This window comes from Psychrobacillus soli (assembly GCF_006861775.1).
Lineage (GTDB): Bacteria > Bacillota > Bacilli > Bacillales_A > Planococcaceae > Psychrobacillus > Psychrobacillus soli.
In genome coordinates this window covers 23448-41033 of sequence record NZ_VDGG01000005.1, presented here as the reverse complement: position 1 = coordinate 41033, position 17586 = coordinate 23448, and the positions used below count along the sequence as shown (strand labels likewise).

Annotated in this window: 17 protein-coding genes, 2 pseudogenes and 2 riboswitches; of the genes and pseudogenes, 6 read left to right on the top strand and 13 right to left on the bottom strand. The window is 35.8% G+C overall.

The window, feature by feature from the left end; translation table 11 throughout:
• Positions 1–53: 53 nt before the first annotated feature.
• The 3 genes from FG383_RS03385 to FG383_RS03375 form a co-directional block, all read right to left on the bottom strand.
• Positions 54–884, bottom strand: coding sequence for a carbon-nitrogen hydrolase family protein (locus FG383_RS03385; RefSeq protein ID WP_142605443.1), 831 nt, complete (start codon positions 882–884; stop codon positions 54–56).
• A gap of 51 nt (positions 885–935) precedes the next feature.
• Positions 936–2489, bottom strand: a complete 1554-nt coding sequence (locus tag FG383_RS03380) for an ABC transporter substrate-binding protein (RefSeq protein ID WP_142605442.1) — start codon at positions 2487–2489, stop codon at positions 936–938.
• A gap of 141 nt (positions 2490–2630) precedes the next feature.
• The gene (locus FG383_RS03375) at positions 2631–3320 is read right to left on the bottom strand and encodes an RraA family protein (RefSeq protein WP_221887500.1); all 690 of its coding nucleotides are present in this window, start codon (positions 3318–3320) and stop codon (positions 2631–2633) included.
• Between the two features lie 220 nt (positions 3321–3540).
• On the opposite strand from FG383_RS03375, the gene FG383_RS03370 reads away from it, so the two are divergent.
• A complete protein-coding gene (locus FG383_RS03370; RefSeq protein WP_142605440.1) occupies positions 3541–5475 on the top strand; it encodes a sigma 54-interacting transcriptional regulator in 1935 nt (644 codons plus the stop codon).
• Between the two features lie 317 nt (positions 5476–5792).
• On the opposite strand, the gene FG383_RS03365 is transcribed toward FG383_RS03370, so the two are convergent.
• The 8 genes and pseudogenes from FG383_RS03365 to FG383_RS03330 all read right to left on the bottom strand — a co-directional run bounded on the left by FG383_RS03365 (position 5793) and on the right by FG383_RS03330 (position 12003).
• Complete coding sequence (locus FG383_RS03365) at positions 5793–6017, bottom strand: DUF6366 family protein (RefSeq protein ID WP_142605439.1); 225 nt, start codon at positions 6015–6017, stop codon at positions 5793–5795.
• A 143-nt stretch (positions 6018–6160) separates the two neighbouring features.
• A complete protein-coding gene (locus FG383_RS03360) occupies positions 6161–6913 on the bottom strand; it encodes a hypothetical protein (RefSeq protein ID WP_142605438.1) in 753 nt (250 codons plus the stop codon).
• 20 nt (positions 6914–6933) lie between these two features.
• Positions 6934–7752, bottom strand: a complete 819-nt coding sequence (locus FG383_RS03355) for a sugar nucleotide-binding protein (protein WP_185907833.1) — start codon at positions 7750–7752, stop codon at positions 6934–6936.
• Positions 7753–7884: 132 nt separating this feature from the next.
• Positions 7885–8013: pseudogene (locus FG383_RS03350) on the bottom strand (DUF4275 family protein); the annotation flags it as partial.
• Positions 8014–8158: 145 nt separating this feature from the next.
• Positions 8159–8623 carry a 6,7-dimethyl-8-ribityllumazine synthase gene (gene ribH / locus FG383_RS03345; protein WP_142605436.1) on the bottom strand — a complete coding sequence of 155 codons (465 nt, stop codon included), beginning with the start codon at positions 8621–8623 and terminating at the stop codon, positions 8159–8161.
• 44 nt (positions 8624–8667) lie between these two features.
• A pseudogene (ribB, locus tag FG383_RS03340) lies at positions 8668–9282 on the bottom strand (3,4-dihydroxy-2-butanone-4-phosphate synthase); the annotation flags it as partial.
• A gap of 22 nt (positions 9283–9304) precedes the next feature.
• The gene (gene ribE / locus FG383_RS03335) at positions 9305–9943 is read right to left on the bottom strand and encodes a riboflavin synthase (RefSeq protein ID WP_142605435.1); all 639 of its coding nucleotides are present in this window, start codon (positions 9941–9943) and stop codon (positions 9305–9307) included.
• Positions 9944–10097: 154 nt separating this feature from the next.
• A riboswitch (FMN riboswitch) is annotated at positions 10098–10239 on the bottom strand.
• 148 nt (positions 10240–10387) lie between these two features.
• Positions 10388–10519, bottom strand: a riboswitch (FMN riboswitch).
• A 68-nt stretch (positions 10520–10587) separates the two neighbouring features.
• Positions 10588–12003, bottom strand: a complete 1416-nt coding sequence (locus FG383_RS03330) for an aminotransferase-like domain-containing protein (protein WP_142605434.1) — start codon at positions 12001–12003, stop codon at positions 10588–10590.
• 107 nt (positions 12004–12110) lie between these two features.
• Here FG383_RS03330 and FG383_RS03325 point away from each other — a divergent pair, with 107 nt between their 5' ends.
• The gene (locus FG383_RS03325; protein ID WP_142605433.1) at positions 12111–12713 is read left to right on the top strand and encodes a LysE/ArgO family amino acid transporter; all 603 of its coding nucleotides are present in this window, start codon (positions 12111–12113) and stop codon (positions 12711–12713) included.
• A 225-nt stretch (positions 12714–12938) separates the two neighbouring features.
• Here FG383_RS03325 and FG383_RS03320 read toward each other — a convergent pair whose 3' ends face one another.
• Positions 12939–13913, bottom strand: coding sequence for an AraC family transcriptional regulator (locus tag FG383_RS03320; RefSeq protein WP_142605432.1), 975 nt, complete (start codon positions 13911–13913; stop codon positions 12939–12941).
• Positions 13914–14019: 106 nt separating this feature from the next.
• Between FG383_RS03320 and FG383_RS03315 the strand changes: the two genes are divergently transcribed.
• Positions 14020–14925, top strand: a complete 906-nt coding sequence (locus FG383_RS03315) for a DMT family transporter (RefSeq protein ID WP_142605524.1) — start codon at positions 14020–14022, stop codon at positions 14923–14925.
• Between the two features lie 102 nt (positions 14926–15027).
• On the opposite strand, the gene FG383_RS03310 is transcribed toward FG383_RS03315, so the two are convergent.
• Positions 15028–15228 carry a cold-shock protein gene (locus FG383_RS03310; protein WP_142605431.1) on the bottom strand — a complete coding sequence of 67 codons (201 nt, stop codon included), beginning with the start codon at positions 15226–15228 and terminating at the stop codon, positions 15028–15030.
• A gap of 321 nt (positions 15229–15549) precedes the next feature.
• On the opposite strand from FG383_RS03310, the gene FG383_RS03305 reads away from it, so the two are divergent.
• The 3 genes from FG383_RS03305 (at position 15550) to guaD (ending at position 17571) form a co-directional block, all read left to right on the top strand.
• The gene (locus FG383_RS03305) at positions 15550–15774 is read left to right on the top strand and encodes a hypothetical protein (RefSeq protein WP_142605430.1); all 225 of its coding nucleotides are present in this window, start codon (positions 15550–15552) and stop codon (positions 15772–15774) included.
• Between the two features lie 59 nt (positions 15775–15833).
• On the top strand, positions 15834–16028 hold the full coding sequence (locus FG383_RS03300; RefSeq protein WP_142605429.1) for a hypothetical protein: 195 nt from the start codon (positions 15834–15836) through the stop codon (positions 16026–16028).
• Between the two features lie 175 nt (positions 16029–16203).
• Positions 16204–17571, top strand: coding sequence for a guanine deaminase (gene guaD, locus FG383_RS03295; protein ID WP_142605428.1), 1368 nt, complete (start codon positions 16204–16206; stop codon positions 17569–17571).
• The last annotated feature ends 15 nt before the right edge of the window (positions 17572–17586 follow it).

Here is a 17586-nt window from a genome sequence, read left to right as displayed (position 1 = left end):
CTTCGAAATTAACAATCATTTAAAAACGCTAAATAGGATCGGACAATTAAACTTCAGGATGTATAAATCCCTGCACCCTTATATAAGCTTGGTTGACGGTGTATATAAGAAGGGAGTTTTTTTCGAACTTCCTGAACACGCTTTAAATCGATTCGGCACGGAATCAAACACTCATTTTCATTTCCTTTTGCTATTACCACTCCCATAGGATCAACGACCATACTCTGTCCCATATAGTAATCATTCACATGGTCACAAGCGACTACATAAACAGTATTTTCTATCGCACGTGTCGTTACAAGATTTTCCCAATGGTGTTCTTTTAACGGTCCTTTTACCCAACCTGAAGGAACAATAAGGATATCAGCCCCGTTTAGCGCTTGATGACGAGCGATTTCAGGGAATCGTAATTCATAACAAACAAACAATCCAATTTTTCCGAAAGGCGTATCAATCGGTTCGAATAAGGCATCACCTGGTTTAATAGTATCTGACTCTTTTCCTCCAAATGCATCATATAAATGCGTTTTACGATAAACACTTTCAATTAAGCCAGATGAATTTATAACTACTGTTGAATTATAAACTCTCTTATCATCTACATCTTCCGTACTCTCACGCATGCCAAATACAACCCAGACCCCATATTTACTTGCTAATTCACTCATCGCAGATACAAATGGTCCTTCGATTGGTTCAGCATCGTTTATTTTTACTTCTGTTGGTGTTCCCACTTCGAAATAACTCATGAATGCTTCTGGGAAGACAACCATATCAGCCCCATAAAGATTTGTTGAATCCCTCAATGCTTTTTCAGCTTTTTCTAAATTCTCTTGTTTATTTTCTGAAGAACCTAACTGAGCCATTACAATTTGAAAAGACATTTTATTCACTCCTATTTTTTTAAAAGTTGCTTATATAATATCTCTATAAATCTAGTTTGATTTGCGTACCTCTGTGAAATTCCAAAGATGTGTTGGTGGGACAATCAGGCCTTCTATGTTTGACCTCATCCCGATGTGCACAGTATCCTCATAAAGGAAAATCCACGGAGCATCCTCTTTAATATCCTTAAATGCTTCTTCATAAATCTTCTTACGATTTTCTATATTAGGCTCAATAGCACCTTTTTCTATAGCCTGATCAATGTTTGGATTTATATAACGGGCATAATTATATTTACTATCAGAATAAAAACTATCCCTTAGGATGTCATAGGCATCATTTGTGTTTGCAATCCCACCTCTTAAATAGAGTTCATATTTACTTGGATCATCTAAAGTATTTAAATAATCATTCAGCTCCAACATTTGAAACTCAACATCAAATCCTAGTAGTTGCAAACTAGTTTGAACATATTGTCCAGCCTTATGATCTCGAACAGCGTTGCCCGCAGCTACAAGTCTTACTTTAGTACCTTCCTTGACCCCTGCCTTTTTTAACAATTCCTTTGCCTTTTCTAAATCATATGGATAAGTACCCGCATTACTATACATTTGGTCCTTAGAAGATACGATGGCAGAACTCTCTTTCACTCGACCCTCATATAAATCATTTGTCAGCGCAACTTTATCAATCGCATAGTTTAATGCTTGGCGAACTTCCACCTTGTCAAAAGGAGCTACTGAGTTATTAATTCCAACATACAAAGTACGGTTGATTTCGATTGAATTTACTTTTGTCTCTTCACTATTGTTTATTCTTTCAATATCTGTAGCTGGAACGTCTGAAATGATATCTACCTCACCAGTTTCTAGCATCAGTACACGTGAAGCATTTTCAGGAACAACCTTAAAAGTAATCTGGTCTAATTGTGGAGTTCCACCCCAATAATTAGGATTTGCTTCAAAAACGGTATCAGTTCCAGGTGACCAGTTTTTAATTTTATAAGGGCCTGTTCCAATTGGGTTTGTTCTAATTGACTCTATACCTTCTGCGATTGTTTTAGGGCTAATAATATTGCTCCCAGAAGGGAAAGCAAGAATATTCAAAAAAGGACCTACAGGACTATTCAAATGAAATACAACTTCGTAATCGCCATTAGCCGTAATACTATCAAGATATGGACCTAACATAGGATATCTTGCTAATTTGTCCTCTTCGTTTGTGACACGTTCAAAGTTAATTTTTACTGCTTCTGCATTAAATGGAGTACCATCTGTAAATTCTACCCCTTCTTCAAGCTGGAATGTCCAAGTCTTCCCATCCTCAGAATTTTCCCAACTCTTCGCTAAAAGTGGTACTACTTCTCCATTTTCATTCAAACTTACTAATGTTTCCGCCATTACTGAATATATTTGTTTAGAAGCTGTATCTGTCGTGTTATGTGGATCTAAGCTATTCGCTTCCCCAGTTAATGCAACAACTATACTCTTATCGCTTTTTGCGCTTGATGAAGATGACTCAGCTGACTTACATGCACTCATAATGACTAGAAATACTAACAACAGCATGATAGAGCAAAATTTAAAAGTTTTCGTTCTCCTCACTCTTATTTCCCACCTTTATGATTTTATTGTATAAAATTAAATTATCGGTAATTTAATGTACAAATTAATCACCGGTGCAGTAAAATGAAACCGATGATATATACATGCTCTTGGCTGATTTTGCAAAATCAGAATGTTATTTTATATTACTTTTGTTGGTTCCTTGCTCTCTGATTGCCCTTCAGTCGTAAAAAATCGATCAGCTTTACTTATAGAAGCAAGCGAAATACCAGAATCAATCTTCCTTTTTGTCTCAGGCTCTCTTAGCTGCTTTTCTATCGCAATTTCCGCATATTTAGCTGCAGATTTTGGATTTATAATGAACACACCATCATTATCAGCTACCACTAGGTCACCTGGATGAATACTTACCCCACATACACTTACCGTTGTATTAATTTCCCCTTCAATGCCGAGAATGCGTGTAGTGATTGGGCTCACTCCTAGTGAAAATACCGGCAATTGAATCTCCTTTATTTCCTCAACATCATTAATGCTTCCAGCAACAATGACACCTGCCACTTTTTTAGCTTTTGCAGCGTAGGATACTATCCCCCCAAAACAAGATCTTTCCACATCCCCCGACATATCAATGACAAGGACATCACCAGGTTCAACAAAATCCAAAGCCTTATGGACAGCTGTTGAATCCATATGTGGAAGACGAACTGTTACAGCATTACCTACGAAGTGGATTGGTCTAAATAATGGTTTTAACCCTTTTAAAAATCCAAAATCAGTAAGATGACCAATCGTGGATGTACCAACGTCTTGAAACAAATCAACTAATTCTGGAGTAACCCCTTGAACTCTTGGCTTAACAGTAAACACAAACATCCCCCTTTCTAAATTAAGAACATTCAGAAAATATTCTTGTTATCTATTAATGCAACTTCCGTGCCAACTTTCAATTTGCTGATTTATCAGTTATTTTTTCGAAACTGAACTAGTCAGTGTTCCAAAACTGAAACAATTGTTTTAAAAAAGGGATTTTTTGATTTTAGTCGAAATATTCAGATATACAAATAAAAACTTTTAGTTGGAGGGCTATATGAAAACAAAAATTGCGGTTGTGGGACGAGGGGAATTCGTGAATTTAGCAAGAAACTCAACGATAAAGTTTAAAAATAGTGATATTGAAATCACCGTCTTCGATTGTGGAGGGGACCTTTCTATTACACTCCCAAGGATTTTGACTAAATTAGAAGAAAATGAAACAGATATAATTATCACAGGGCATTTTTTCAAAGTATTTCTTGAAAAACGGACGAGTATCCCCGTTATAAAACTAAAAGTAACACCAATCGATATGTTATTTGCTGTTCAAAAATCTTTGCCCTTTTCAAACAAAATTGCCATAACATTGCCTGACCTTGAAGAGCTTAAATATGATTATTCGATTCTAGAAGAGCTTTTGCAAGTTCAACTTCACTACATTAGTTACAACACACAGGATGAGTTACGACAGAAAATTGAAACCTATTCAAATACAAAAGGAACAGTCATCAGTACAGGGACTGGGGTTATTTATGCGAAAGAATATGGACTATCAGGCACATTAATATATTCCGAAGTCAGTATCATTGCATCCATTGAACGTGCAATTGAAATTATCCACTTTAAAAGGGCGGAAGAAAATCAAAGGCAGCATCTTAAGGCTGTTATTGATTCGGTACGAGATGGAATTATCGCAACAGATGAACAAGATAAGATTACCCTTATTAACGAATCGGCCTGGAATCTTCTTAATATACAAAAAAAAAATATTATTGGCGATCGCCTGTTAAAAATCATACCAAATCGCTCTATTCGAGAAATTACGCAAGATGAAGCTTTTCAAAACAAAATTATAAAATTTGATCACATTACTTTGAACACTAGTAAAGTGGCTGTTACTCAAAAAGGAACAAAAATTGGCAATATCATCACTTTGCAAGATATTTCGGAAATTCAACAAATCGAACATAATTATAGGGTCGAGACTGAATCAAAAGGATTAGTTGCCAAAAATGAATTTAGTAACTTGATTTACAAAAGTGAAATCATTCATCACACAATAGAAAAAGCTAAAAAGTTTGCGAGAACCGATTCTACCATTTTAATAACTGGAGAATCTGGTACAGGAAAAGAACTAATTGCCCAGAGTATCCATAATCATAGCTACAGGAAAGCATATCCTTTCGTCGCCATCAATTGCGCCGCATTACCTGAAACACTCTTAGAAAGTGAACTTTTTGGCTATGAAAAAGGGGCATTTACAGGTGCAGCGAAAGATGGAAAAAAGGGACTTTTTGAGCTAGCTCATCCTGGAACTCTTTTCTTAGACGAAATCAATTCCATTTCCATTCACTTTCAAGCCAGGCTATTAAGGGCACTACAAGAAAAAGAAATTGTTCGGATTGGCGGTCATAAGGTTATTCCGGTTAATATTAGAATTATCGCTACATCCAATGAGAATTTAATAAACTTAGTACAAGAAAACAAATTCCGCGCTGACTTATACTATCGTCTGAACGTTTTAAAAATTAATCTTCCTCCTTTAAGACAGCGGCCGGAAGATATTGTTCCCCTTACCAAACACTTTATATGGAAACATCGAAAAGAACTTTTTAGCCAAATTGAGCATTTAATCGAAGACATTTGTGCGGACTTGCTGACGTATCGATTTGCGGGGAATGTGAGAGAACTTTACAATATCCTTGAACGATTTACCATTTTAGCTGAAACAAACAGAAACAAGTTAGATTACTATAGACTGCTTTTAGAGGAATGTATCGAAGAAATTCAACTACATCATCTAGCGGAAAATGAGAAAATTGAATTTGTGCTAAAGGATAACTATAAAGATAGTTTAGCAGAGGCGGAAAGATCCATTATTCAAAAATACTTAGACATCCAAAATGGCGATCGAACAGCCTTAGCCGAAGAACTTGGAATCGGAAGAACCACTTTATATAGGAAGTTAAAAGAATTAAATATTAGATAAATGTATGCTAATCCTTTCTTACTTCCCTTGTGTTTTTGCATAGATGCATGATGTCATCTAATTAATATTTAACCTATATAACTAAGAACCCTTTTTAAATTTAATGAGGAGAGTATCCACTTTAATGGGTATTCTCCTTCCATTATCAATGCATATAATTTTTCGATCTTTTAAACCTTCATGCATCGTCTCTCTTCTCCTCCGATAAAGAACGTTTGTTCTTATTATATGCCGAACATTCGTTTTTATTCAAGAAGATATTATTGGTAATAGACCAAAATAATCGGAAAAAGTGAGGGACAGCAAAAGTTCTGGGGTTAAGCAAAATCATGAAAAAACAATTTATATAAAACATACCCAACTATTAAAACAACAATTAATATTCCTGTACCTTTCCAGCCCATACCACCTGTTAAATCTGTTAAATTCCCATTACTTCCTCTATTTAATGCATCGTTTAGAGAACCAGTCGGATTATTTTTTAACTCACTTTGTCTTAATCGTTCTCTTTTTTCTTCAGGCGTTTCCTCGTGATTATTCAAACTAAACACCCCCTAGGAATAATTTCGGTGTAATATTTCATAACTATTCCTTATAGAGAAATGGTGCAGCATAACTGTACATTTAGCTTTCGCATTCCATAACTACTTTAGTTGAACAAGAAACCCTCCCTACAAATCAATGATCAATTCGCAGATATTAATCTGACAAATTCAGCGTAACTCGGCAGGAAGTCCGTTTCAAGTACTTCGTTATACGAATAATTTTTAAAAACACCCATTATATCTAGTTGACCCTCTTCAGGCAATTCGTCCAATTTGTTGCCTAGTGATTTTCTTAAATCTTCATCATTTGTAATATCAAAGTAGATTGTTCCATTTTCAAATTGCCATAATGTGTGTGGTATCGTTTCTAAATTTTCTTTAACTATAAAGGAATATTCACCTTCACTACTTATATCATGAATGATGGAGCCCCTGACTTCAAATTCACCAGTAAATTTAATGAAATAACCTGTTGCGTCATTAACTGCTTCCTTTTTTACTTCTGAAACGATTAGTCCCGCGATTTGGCTATCCTTTTTTACTTGATCAGGTGAAAAAATACTTAAAGTATCGGCGATGGTACGATTACTCGAAATGGGAAATTCAAATACTTTCTGATACCGATTAATTAATTCTTGTTGCTTTTCATAATCCATTTGCAAGGAACTTACTTCACTAGTTAATCGATCATTCTTTCTAGATGATTCCGCGTTAACTATTTTCAAATCTAACTCTAATTTCTCTTTACCTACTGATAAGTTTGCATTTTCCTGCTTTAACTGTTCAATTTCTTGTTTTAAATCATTCTCTGCTCCATTATTAGAACATCCACTCATGATCAATATGAAAAATATGATATTTGTACAGAAATATTTCATAAACACCCTCTCCATTTCAATTTCCCCTATAAGGCTTAATGTATCAAGTGAGAAATAATTTCTTGATTCGTAATTTTAAGAGAATCTGGAAGATCATTACGATTTGACACGAGGCCGAAATAATAAGTACTCTCTTTGTCTTGATAATGGTTACGCTGAATATTTACCTCTGCAGTAGTAAGTTGGTTAACTAAGTTTTCTAGGAATGCCGATTCATTTACCATGTCTACTGCACCTAAATGAAATATTCCTCTTAAATCATTTTCAAAGATGAAGCGCATTTGATGAGCTAAGTGTACATCTAATAGAAAACTACATTCTAAATTAGAATAGGCTTGAATCTGGTTATTTGTTTCAATATTCGTTTTCATAGTGTTCAATCGAGGTGAATTCTTTCCCCACATTCCTGGGATTCTAATAATATTTGAACGATTTCCAAGATATTGTACGAGCATTTCCTCACAATTGATTTTGTATTGACCATATTCAGATTTAGAAATAGGTTCATCCTCCTCGCTATGGTGCTTGGACAAGTCTCCATCGAAAACATTTGTAGTGGAGAAAAAGTAAAGTACACTATCGCCGTTTTTCAATTCCTCAGCTAATACCCTATGGAATTTTAATTGTTCGTCAAAATCTCCCCGTAAAGTGGAAACAATGATATCAGGCTGAACTAAATTAAGTATGTCACGTAGTATTTTTTCATCTTGGATATTTAATTGGAATTGCTTTTCGTCCGGTAGGTTTGTTTTCGATGAAAAGTAAGTTCCATATACATCAAAATCATTTAAACATTCCTTAGCAATAGCCTTTCCAACTAACCCACTAGCACCCAAAATTAAAATTTTCTTCAACATAAAACCTCCTTCTAAAATTTTCATAAAGCAACAGCTTCTTCGATTATATTCATAACAAGTAGATATTTAGTTCACTTGAGGTCGAAAAAATCATCATTACTCAATAATTTACCTATCGTTAATTTGAAATCAATTAATAAAATGGAAGATTCCGATCCCAATTGCATTTTGTACTTCAGTTGAAAGATGGCTTGCAAAACATTTCCGCCACTGCTCGCGGAGATAATATCCCCACTTTGGTATTTCCTGTACCTTTAATTCTTTATATCTCCATAAATTTTCCTCATTCTTTAACTATCTTTCCATGACTTTTCATACTAGTTAGTTATATACAATTTAGTATATCAAAAAGCGCTATCATATTTGTAATACGATAGCGCTTTTTTTTCATCAAATTATTTAATTAAAACAAACGATTCAAATTCGCCATTTCAATTGCGGATACCGCAGCATCATAGCCTTTATTTCCAGCTTTCGTACCAGCACGTTCAATCGCTTGTTCAATTGTTTCTGTTGTTACAATACCGAACATAACTGGAACACCTGTTGTTAAACCGACACTTGCGATGCCTTTCGCCGTTTCATTACAAACATAATCATAATGCGTCGTAGAACCACGAATAACAGAACCTAAACCGATAATCGCATCATATTTTTTTGTTTCGGCCATTTTTTTTGCGATAAAAGGTACTTCAAACGCACCTGGTACCCATGCAACATCCACATTATCTTCTGCAACGCCGTGACGTTTCAATCCATCCATTGCACCATCCAATAATTTCCCATTGATAAATTCATTGAATCTACCTACTACTACCCCAATTTTTAAATCTGTTCCGATTAATGTTGCTTCAAATACTTTACCCATTCTTCATCTCTCCTATGTTAAAATATGTTTTTTTAAAATCAAACCGTCGCTTTAGTACTTTTTTCCTGTCGATATTTTACTAATGCTTCAATCGTCACGAACTTCAAATCATGTGTCTCTGCAATAGTATGTAATTCTGGAACTCTCGCCATGGAGCCGTCGACACTCATAATTTCGCAAATCACGCCTGCAGGTTGAACCTCACAAAGTTTCGCAAAATCAACTGCTGCCTCGGTGTGACCTGGGCGCTCCAGTACTCCGTTCTCTTTTGCTATAAGTGGAAACACATGCCCAGGGCGACGGAAGTCTGAACTAACCGATTCTTCATTTAACAATTGTAAAATCGTTTCAGAACGCTCGAATGCACTAATACCTGTTTCCGTTGTTTTATAATCGATACTAACCGTAAATGCCGTTTGATGATTATCCGTATTGTGTTCGACCATCGGATTCAACTCAAGACGATCTGCTAACTTTTGCGTTATAGGTGTGCAAATCAGCCCACGACCGTGTGTTGCCATAAAGTTAATATTTTCTGGTGTCGCGTAATCTGCCAACACTAGAAAATCTCCCTCATTCTCACGACTTTCATCATCGACAACGATAATAATCTTCCCTTTTTTTAAATCTTCGAGTGCTTCTTCAATTGTATGGAACATATAAAATACCTCCTTTAACATCTTAAAATCCATTTTGTCTTAAAAAGTCCATCGTAATCGGCGAACTTTCTTTCTTTCGATCCAAATGATTGATTACATATTTGCCTAGTAAATCATTTTCAATATTGACGACATCTTGCTCTTTTTTTATACCTAATATTGTTTCGCTAAATGTAAGTGGTATAAGCGAAACAGTGAGCTGTCTCGGCTGAACATCGAAAATAGTTAAACTAATGCCATCGATTGCTACCGATCCTTTTAGCATGCAGTACCTACTCAATTCTTCACTGATGCCAATATCTACATACACTGCGTTTTCTACTTTTCTTTTTCTTAAAATAACGCCCGTTCCGTCCACATGTCCAGAAACAAAGTGACCGCCAAATCGACCGTTTGCAGGCATTGCTCGCTCCAGATTAACGACATGTCCAGTTTGCAAAGACCGAATGCTTGTAGACTTTACCGTTTCAGGCATGACGTCTACCGTAAATAGATGATTAGAAAAAGAAATAACTGTTAAACATACACCATTAACTGCAATACTATCACCTAAGTGGATGTCTTCTACAATCTTTTTAGATTCTAATGTTAGCTGCATACTATTAGGCCCGCTTTTCATCGATTTGACCTTACCTAAATCTTCTACAATTCCCGTGAACATACAAAACACCTCTTTTCTGTAAAGAAATTTTGTTCAAAAAGAAAACCCCATAGATCAGCTCTAAGGGGTTAGTTTTGGGAAATTATGTTTTACGCATCGACAAATAAACCTTTTAGAGGTGTTGTTTTACCCCATAAGGAAATAAGCTTGCTCGTACATCCTTCTCCCATCCAGACTATACTGTCGGCTTTGGAGTTGCACCAAATCCTGCCCATCTTTAAATAAAGTAAGGCTCACGGGCTTAGAATTTCTTCATCACCGTCGATTGGGAATTTCACCCGACCCCGAAGGAATACACTTTTATGAAATTATTTCGGTTTTATTGCAAAAATAAAACCCCATAGACATATCTCTACGGGGGTGATTAGGAAATTTATGTTGAAAGCATCACTAAATAAACCTTTAGAGGTATATTTTACCCCATAAGGAAATAAGCTTACTTGCTACATCCTTCTCCCATCCAGACTATACTGTCGGCTTTGGAGTTGCACCAAATCCTGCCTTAAAAAGGCTCACGGGCTTAGCAGTTTTTGCATCACCGTCGATTGGGAATTTCACCCGACCCCGAAGGATTATTCATCTATAAAATGTAGTATAACACTTGTAGTTCGAAAATTCACGTAAAATAACTTAAGCAATATACACTATATATTATTTAATAGAATATATAATCCTTCCTTTAACTCTTCCAAAGTGGCATAAGCATAGGAAAGTCGAATATGATGTAAATCGCTCGGATCATATATATAGCCGGGGTTAATGAGGACTTTTTGCTTTATGAGCTTCAAGAATAACGCTTTATTTACAACTGGTTCGTTGAATCTTAGCCATATATAGAAGCCTCCCATTGATTTCTCCCATGTAGCAATTCGACGGAAATTTTCATTAAGAATACTCTCCACGAACAAGGAACGCCCTTTTAATTGCTGACGTAGGCTTGCAACATGCTCCTCATATAAACCAGAAGAAAGCCAATGAGCGACAATTTCTTGTGAAAATGCACTCGACCCATAATCCGTCTGCATCTTAATATCTGCCAGTCGATTAATAACGGGTTCAGGGGCAACAACCCAGCCAATTCTGAGTCCCGGACTTAATGTTTTCGAAACACTTCCTACATATAAAACTTGTCCCGTTTGATCTAGAGATTTCATGGCTGGTGGTGATTCCTCAAACAATAATTCATGATACACATCATCTTCAATTATTGGTATTTGTAGTTCTGCACATATTTCCAATAATCTTTTGCGCTCCTCAGGCGTTAAACTACTCCCTGTTGGATTATGCAAAGTCGGAATCGTATAAAAAAGTGATTGTTTTTTCCCGCTTCCAGCTTTTAACGTTTCAGCTAAACGTTCATTCCGCTTAACGGATACCATTTGCATACCAGCTGATTGAAACGGATGAACCGAATTTAAATAAGATGGATGCTCTTGAAAAATAATCGATTGCTGTTCAAGTAAACCAACAGAGATCAATTGCAAAGCTTGCAGTGCCCCTGAAACGATTAAAATGCTTTCTGGTGAAGTATGTATTCCTCGCTTCTGCAAATAGTCACTTAAAATTATTCGCAGTCTTTTACTTCCTTTCGGTTCAGAATAACCGATATCTCGTGCGTTTAATGAAATAGATTGAAGTGATTGTTCTAAAAGCTTCGTTGGTAGTAAATCCGGTGAAAGTTCACCGGTACCAAGCCTAATTATACAAGAATCTTGTTCATATTCATTTATGAGTTGGATTGTATGATAATTTGGTTTATGAATACTTGCTTGTATATGTTTATGCCAGTCTGGTTGTGATTTATTAAGTAACACATTCCATGAGTTATTGGATACAAAAGTGCCAGCCCCTCTTTTCATTTCAAGCAATCCATCCGCTTTTAATTCATCTAGTACATCAATGATCGTACTTCGGTTCACTCCTAGCAACTCGGCTAGCTTTCGTTGCGGGGGAAGTTTCGTTCCTACTGTCCATTCCCCACGTTCTATATGTGTTTTCATCCAGTCAACAATTTGAATATGAAGAGACAAATGGGAATGACGATCTGGTTTCCATTGCAAAATAATAATCCCCTTTTCATAAATTGGTTGGTTACTAAACCATCCAATTGGTTGTTTTCTTCTAGTTGTAACATAGCTAAACTAGTATTGGAAGGGAGTTTTTGAAATTGGAAGCAATATTACATGGTATTTTATTAGCATTTGGACTTATCTTGCCTTTAGGCGTACAAAACGTCTTTATCTTTTCACAAGGAGCCTCCCAACCAAGTTTGTTAAAGGCATTTCCTGCTACAATCACAGCTGCGATTTGTGACACTTTTCTAATCTTACTTGCGGTTTTTGGTTTGTCTGTTATTGTCCTGCAATTTGAGGGCTTAAGATTAGGACTAATGATTGTAGGTATCCTTTTTCTACTGTACATGGGATATTCGATTTGGAAGTCCAAACCTGCTGGGCTGGAAACAGGGAAAAGTTTAAAAGCGAAGAAACAAATTGTCTTTGCAATGTCTGTTTCTTTGTTAAACCCACATGCTATTTTAGATACGGTTGGGGTCATCGGGACTAGTGCCCTAAAGTACGTCGGGACAGAGCAATTGTTATTTACAACGGCTTGTATCGGGGTATCTTGGTTATGGTTTTTGGGATTGACATTTGCCGGAGCCACGATGAAAAAGCTCGATGGGACAGGTAAGCTGATGACTATTTTCAATAAATGCTCCGCTATTTTTATATGGTGTACGGCAGTTTATCTATTAATAGGTTTGCGTTAAATTTATAATCCCTATAAATCTATCTTGCGATTATGAAGTGTTATTTTGCGATTTGGGGTTTCTATTTTGCGATTAGGAGAAGCTAATTTGCGATTTGGATTGATTATCTTGCAAAACGTCTCAGTATGTAGCCAATAACGTATAATATGCTACGCAAAACTTTAAAAAACGTCCCAAAAGCTAACCACATCTTTTGAGACGTTTTCATATCGGAGAAAAAATTCATCATTCGTTTTGATTTATACTCTCATCCACATTTTCTATTTCAGGATAATATAAATCCTTTCGCAAGCACACATCACGATGTCGTAGCTGCTCTTCCCCTTTAGTTTTCTTATACACTAATGGTGTCATATGCATCGACTTCCGGAACTTATCGATGAAATAACTTGTACTATTGAACCCTACTTGATAGGCAACTTCTGTTACATTGGATTCTGCTTGTTGCAGTAATATTAAACTTTTTTGAATTCGATATTCCATTACATAACTTAACGGGGTTGTCTTTAATATTCGTTTGAAATATCGACAGCATTCAGAACGGCTCAATTGACCTGCTCTTGCGATATCATCTAACCTGATTTTCTCTGTATAATGTAGATGTATCCAATTTAACATTTGTTTCATTCGATGACTTTTTAGCATTTCTGTCTGATCGTATTCTAATTTTAAACCATTCATGATTAAGTTCTGCCATATGAACGTTAACTGTCCAGTAATTTCGATCTCATAGTATGGTAGCTTTCGTTGAATACTTTGGTTAATTTTTATACAAGCATCTAAAATGTTCTTCCCCCATAAGTCTTCTGCGTTTATATATAAGTAAGGTATATTAGTAGCTTGAATATAGGGATATACATAGGTAGCCCGCAGCTCTTGTGGTAACAGAAAATGAGGATCTACATTTAAGCAAATATAAACACATCCTGATTGGTTCTTTTCCTCCGCCATATGAAGGCAGCCACTATTTATAAACAGCCCGTCGCCTTCTCGCACAACTAGTTTCTCTTCATTTATTTGAAAGATGGCTTCCCCTTTTACAATCAAAACAAATTGTATTTCCTCATGCCAATGAAGTGGTATATATCCATGAATATTTTGAGCAATGGTTGTTTCATAGCATGCAATAGGTAGTACGACTGTATGATGTTTCGTTAACTCTTTTAAGGTTTCATCCACTTTGAAATCTTTTATTTGCACTGTATCACCTCAATATATTTATACTTTTCTATTCAGTTTAAGTATCATTAAAACATTTTTTCACTTATTATAATACTATTATTACATTTAAGAAGGTGATGAAATGATGAATAGACCTACTAGAAAAACTGGATTATTTCTTGTCATAACGGGTGCAATGTTTTGGGGAGTTGGTGGAACTGTTGCACAAAAGCTCTTTCAACAATTTGCTATTGATATCAATTGGCTCGTAACGACACGATTATTAATAGCCGGTTGTTTACTTTTACTCGTTCAATTTTTTGTAAAAGATCGTTCTCAAATATTAGGTGTGTGGAAAGATAGAAAGGCAGCTGCTAAACTCATTATTTTTGGTTTACTCGGTATGCTTGCAGTTCAATATACATATATGGCATCCATTAAGCATGGCAATGCTGCAGTAGCAACTCTCTTACAATATCTAGCTCCGGTCATGATTATCGTTTACTTAATTTTACGAAGACAAGCTGTTTTAACAAAGCAAGATTTGATAACTGTTTCCCTTGCATTAGTCGGTTGTTTTTTCCTATTAACAAATGGCTCTCCCTCTCAACTTTCAGTGCCTACTCCTGCAATCGTTTGGGGTATTTTATCCGGGCTATCTGTCGCATTTTATACTTTATATGCCGTTCCTTTACTAAAACAATATGATTCCCTAGTCATCGTTGGCTGGGCAATGATTATCGGTGGTTTTGCATTAAGTTTCATCCATCCACCTTGGCGATTAGACTTGAGTTCTTTAACGATGGAAGCCTATTTCTACTTAATATTCGTCATCATATTCGGCACAATGATAGCCTTTTGGTTTTATATTGAAAGTTTACAAAGTCTTTCTCCTAAAGAAACAAGCCTGTTAGGGAGTTTAGAACCACTAGCTGCTGTTTTAACAACAGTCATTTGGTTAAAAGAACCTTTTGGAATATTTCAGTGGGTAGGTACAGCTTGTATCATTGGGATGATCTTATTATTGGCAATCAACAGAAAGTCGTCCTAGTTACAAAAACAATTATCATAGAAGTAAAAAAAGACGCAAAAAAGAGACACCCATAAAAGAGTGTCTCCAATTTACGCTTAACATTGACCTAATTCCAAAGAATTAAAGTTTTACGATGTTAACTGCTTGTGGTCCACGTTGACCATCTTCCACTTCAAATTCCACTTTTTGACCTTCGTCAAGTGATTTGAAACCGTCGCCTTGGATAGCTGAGAAGTGAGCGAATACGTCGCTTCCGCCTTCCATTTCGATAAATCCAAAACCTTTTTCTGCGTTAAACCATTTTACTGTACCTTGTTTCATTTAAAAAACCTCCATAAAATATATTGAATAATATATTATCTCCAACAGATATAAAAAAATTCACATATTAAAAAAGTAACGAACGAATGCGATTACTTTTTACAATATGTGAATTCATATTTTCTAGTAAAGTAATTTAATTATCTATCCATATTATATAACAGATTGAACTATTTAGCCAGCTTGAGCAATTGGAATGTTTCGCCCTCTTGTTTTTTCATAAATAACTTATATTTAATTTTAAAGTTCTATATCCCCTTCAGAATCATAAAATGAGTTAATTCAAAGATAGTAAAATTACGAATTAAAGGGGATATAGGGATGTTTGCCGTTCATTTTTATGAAAACAAGACTAAAGTGCTCAATCAAGCGTTAAGAAGTATACCTACAGTAGATGAAGCTATAAAGATTAAAGGTAGGAAAGGAAAAGTTATTAGTGTGATGGAAATCGATGAAAACACATATCACGTTTATATTGAGTTTGAAAAAATAGTAGATAAAAATAAAGCAAGTACGAAAGACCTTGGGAAGAATAAAAGAAGATAAGCACTTTAAGAATAAAATATCCAATAGGAAGCACAATAAACTCTAAGAGGTGAACTTCTATGAGTAAAAACAATAAAAAAACAATGAATGAAAGAACGCATAATAATTTAGATCTTTACAAAAACAAAAGTAAAAACAAAACCAATAGTAATAACCACGACTCGAACAATAATCTAGAAGAAGAGTTTGCGGAGGAATTTAGTTCTAAAAGAAAAAAGCAAGCATCACAAACCAACCATAGTAATCATATATGAAAGGCGAGAGCTATTTACACTCTCGCTTTTATTGTGTTTTCCCTAAAAAAATAGTATTTAACTTCGGCTTTATCTATTTAACATTGTAGCGAACCTAAAAAACCGTAGACGCCCTATTCTTATTGCCCTATAATTACGATTATATTGTTAAAATACGACCAATGAGGTGTAGTTTATGATTAAATATGCGCAAGTTTTTCAAGGGACTGCTTTTACAAGCGAGTCACCAAAAGAAGTCAAAATTCTAAAAGACTATCTTTTTTGCATTAATGACAACGGAATGATTGAGAAAGTTGTGGCACCAGAAGATGCCGACTATCCAGTTTTACTAAATTCTTATGAAGGAGCAGAAAACTTTCACCACTTAGCTGAAGGTCAGTACTTCTTACCAGGTTTTGTCGATTTACACGTGCACGCTCCGCAATGGGCACAATCTGGAACAGCACTAGATATTCCACTCTATGATTGGTTAAATACATATACATTCCCAATTGAGTCGAAGTTTTCGGATTTAGAATTTGCCAAAAATGTCTATGAAGATGTAGTAAATACGCTACTAGCAAACGGAACGACTACAGCTCTTTATTTTGCAACTGTACATAAAGAAGCAAGTTTCATGCTAGCCGAAATATGTGCGAACAAAGGACAACGCGGTCTAGTTGGGAAAGTTGTCATGGATAATCCTGATCAAAATCCGGACTTTTATCGCGATGCTAGTACGCAAACCGCATTAGAAGATACAGAAGAGTTTATTATAGCTGTAAAAGAACTTGCTAAGTCAACTAAACAAGGTGTGTATCCCGTAGTTACACCTCGTTTTATCCCAAGTTGTACAGATGATGCTTTAAAAGGTTTAGGTGAGCTTGCTGCTAAATACGACACCCATATTCAATCGCACTGCAGTGAAAGTGATTGGGAACATGGCTATGTACAAGATCGATTCCAAAAGAACGATGCCTTTGCCTTGAATGATTTTGGTCTATTAGGTGATAAGTCTGTAATGGCACATTGTAATTTCTTAGATGATGACGATGCACATCTTTTTGCGGAAACAGGAACTGCCGTTTGCCATTGCCCAATATCGAATGCTTACTTCGCCAATAGCGTTATTCCGATCGCTCATTTGCATGCAAAAGGTGTGGAGATTGGTTTAGGCTCTGATATTTCCGGTGGTTTTTCTCCTAGTCTTTTCGATAATGCTAGACAGGCTGTGATCTCATCTAGAATGTTAGAAGATGGTGTGAATACCGCTCTTCCTGCTAGTGAACGCGGTGTGCCAAATTCGCGTATTACGATTAACGAAGCTTTTTACTTGGCAACTGCTGGTGGAGGAGAAGGTTTAAGCTTGCCAATCGGACGTTTAGCAGAAAATTATGCATGGGATGTACAAACCATTGATACGAAATTAGCGACCGCAAAACTTCCTATTTTTAACGCAGAGGAAGATTTGCACGATGTCTTCCAAAAAATAATGTATTTAGTTCGTCCGGAAAATATTCGTGAAGTCTGGGTTCAAGGTGAAAAAGTACATTCACGCATGTAATGAAGTAGGAGGCGC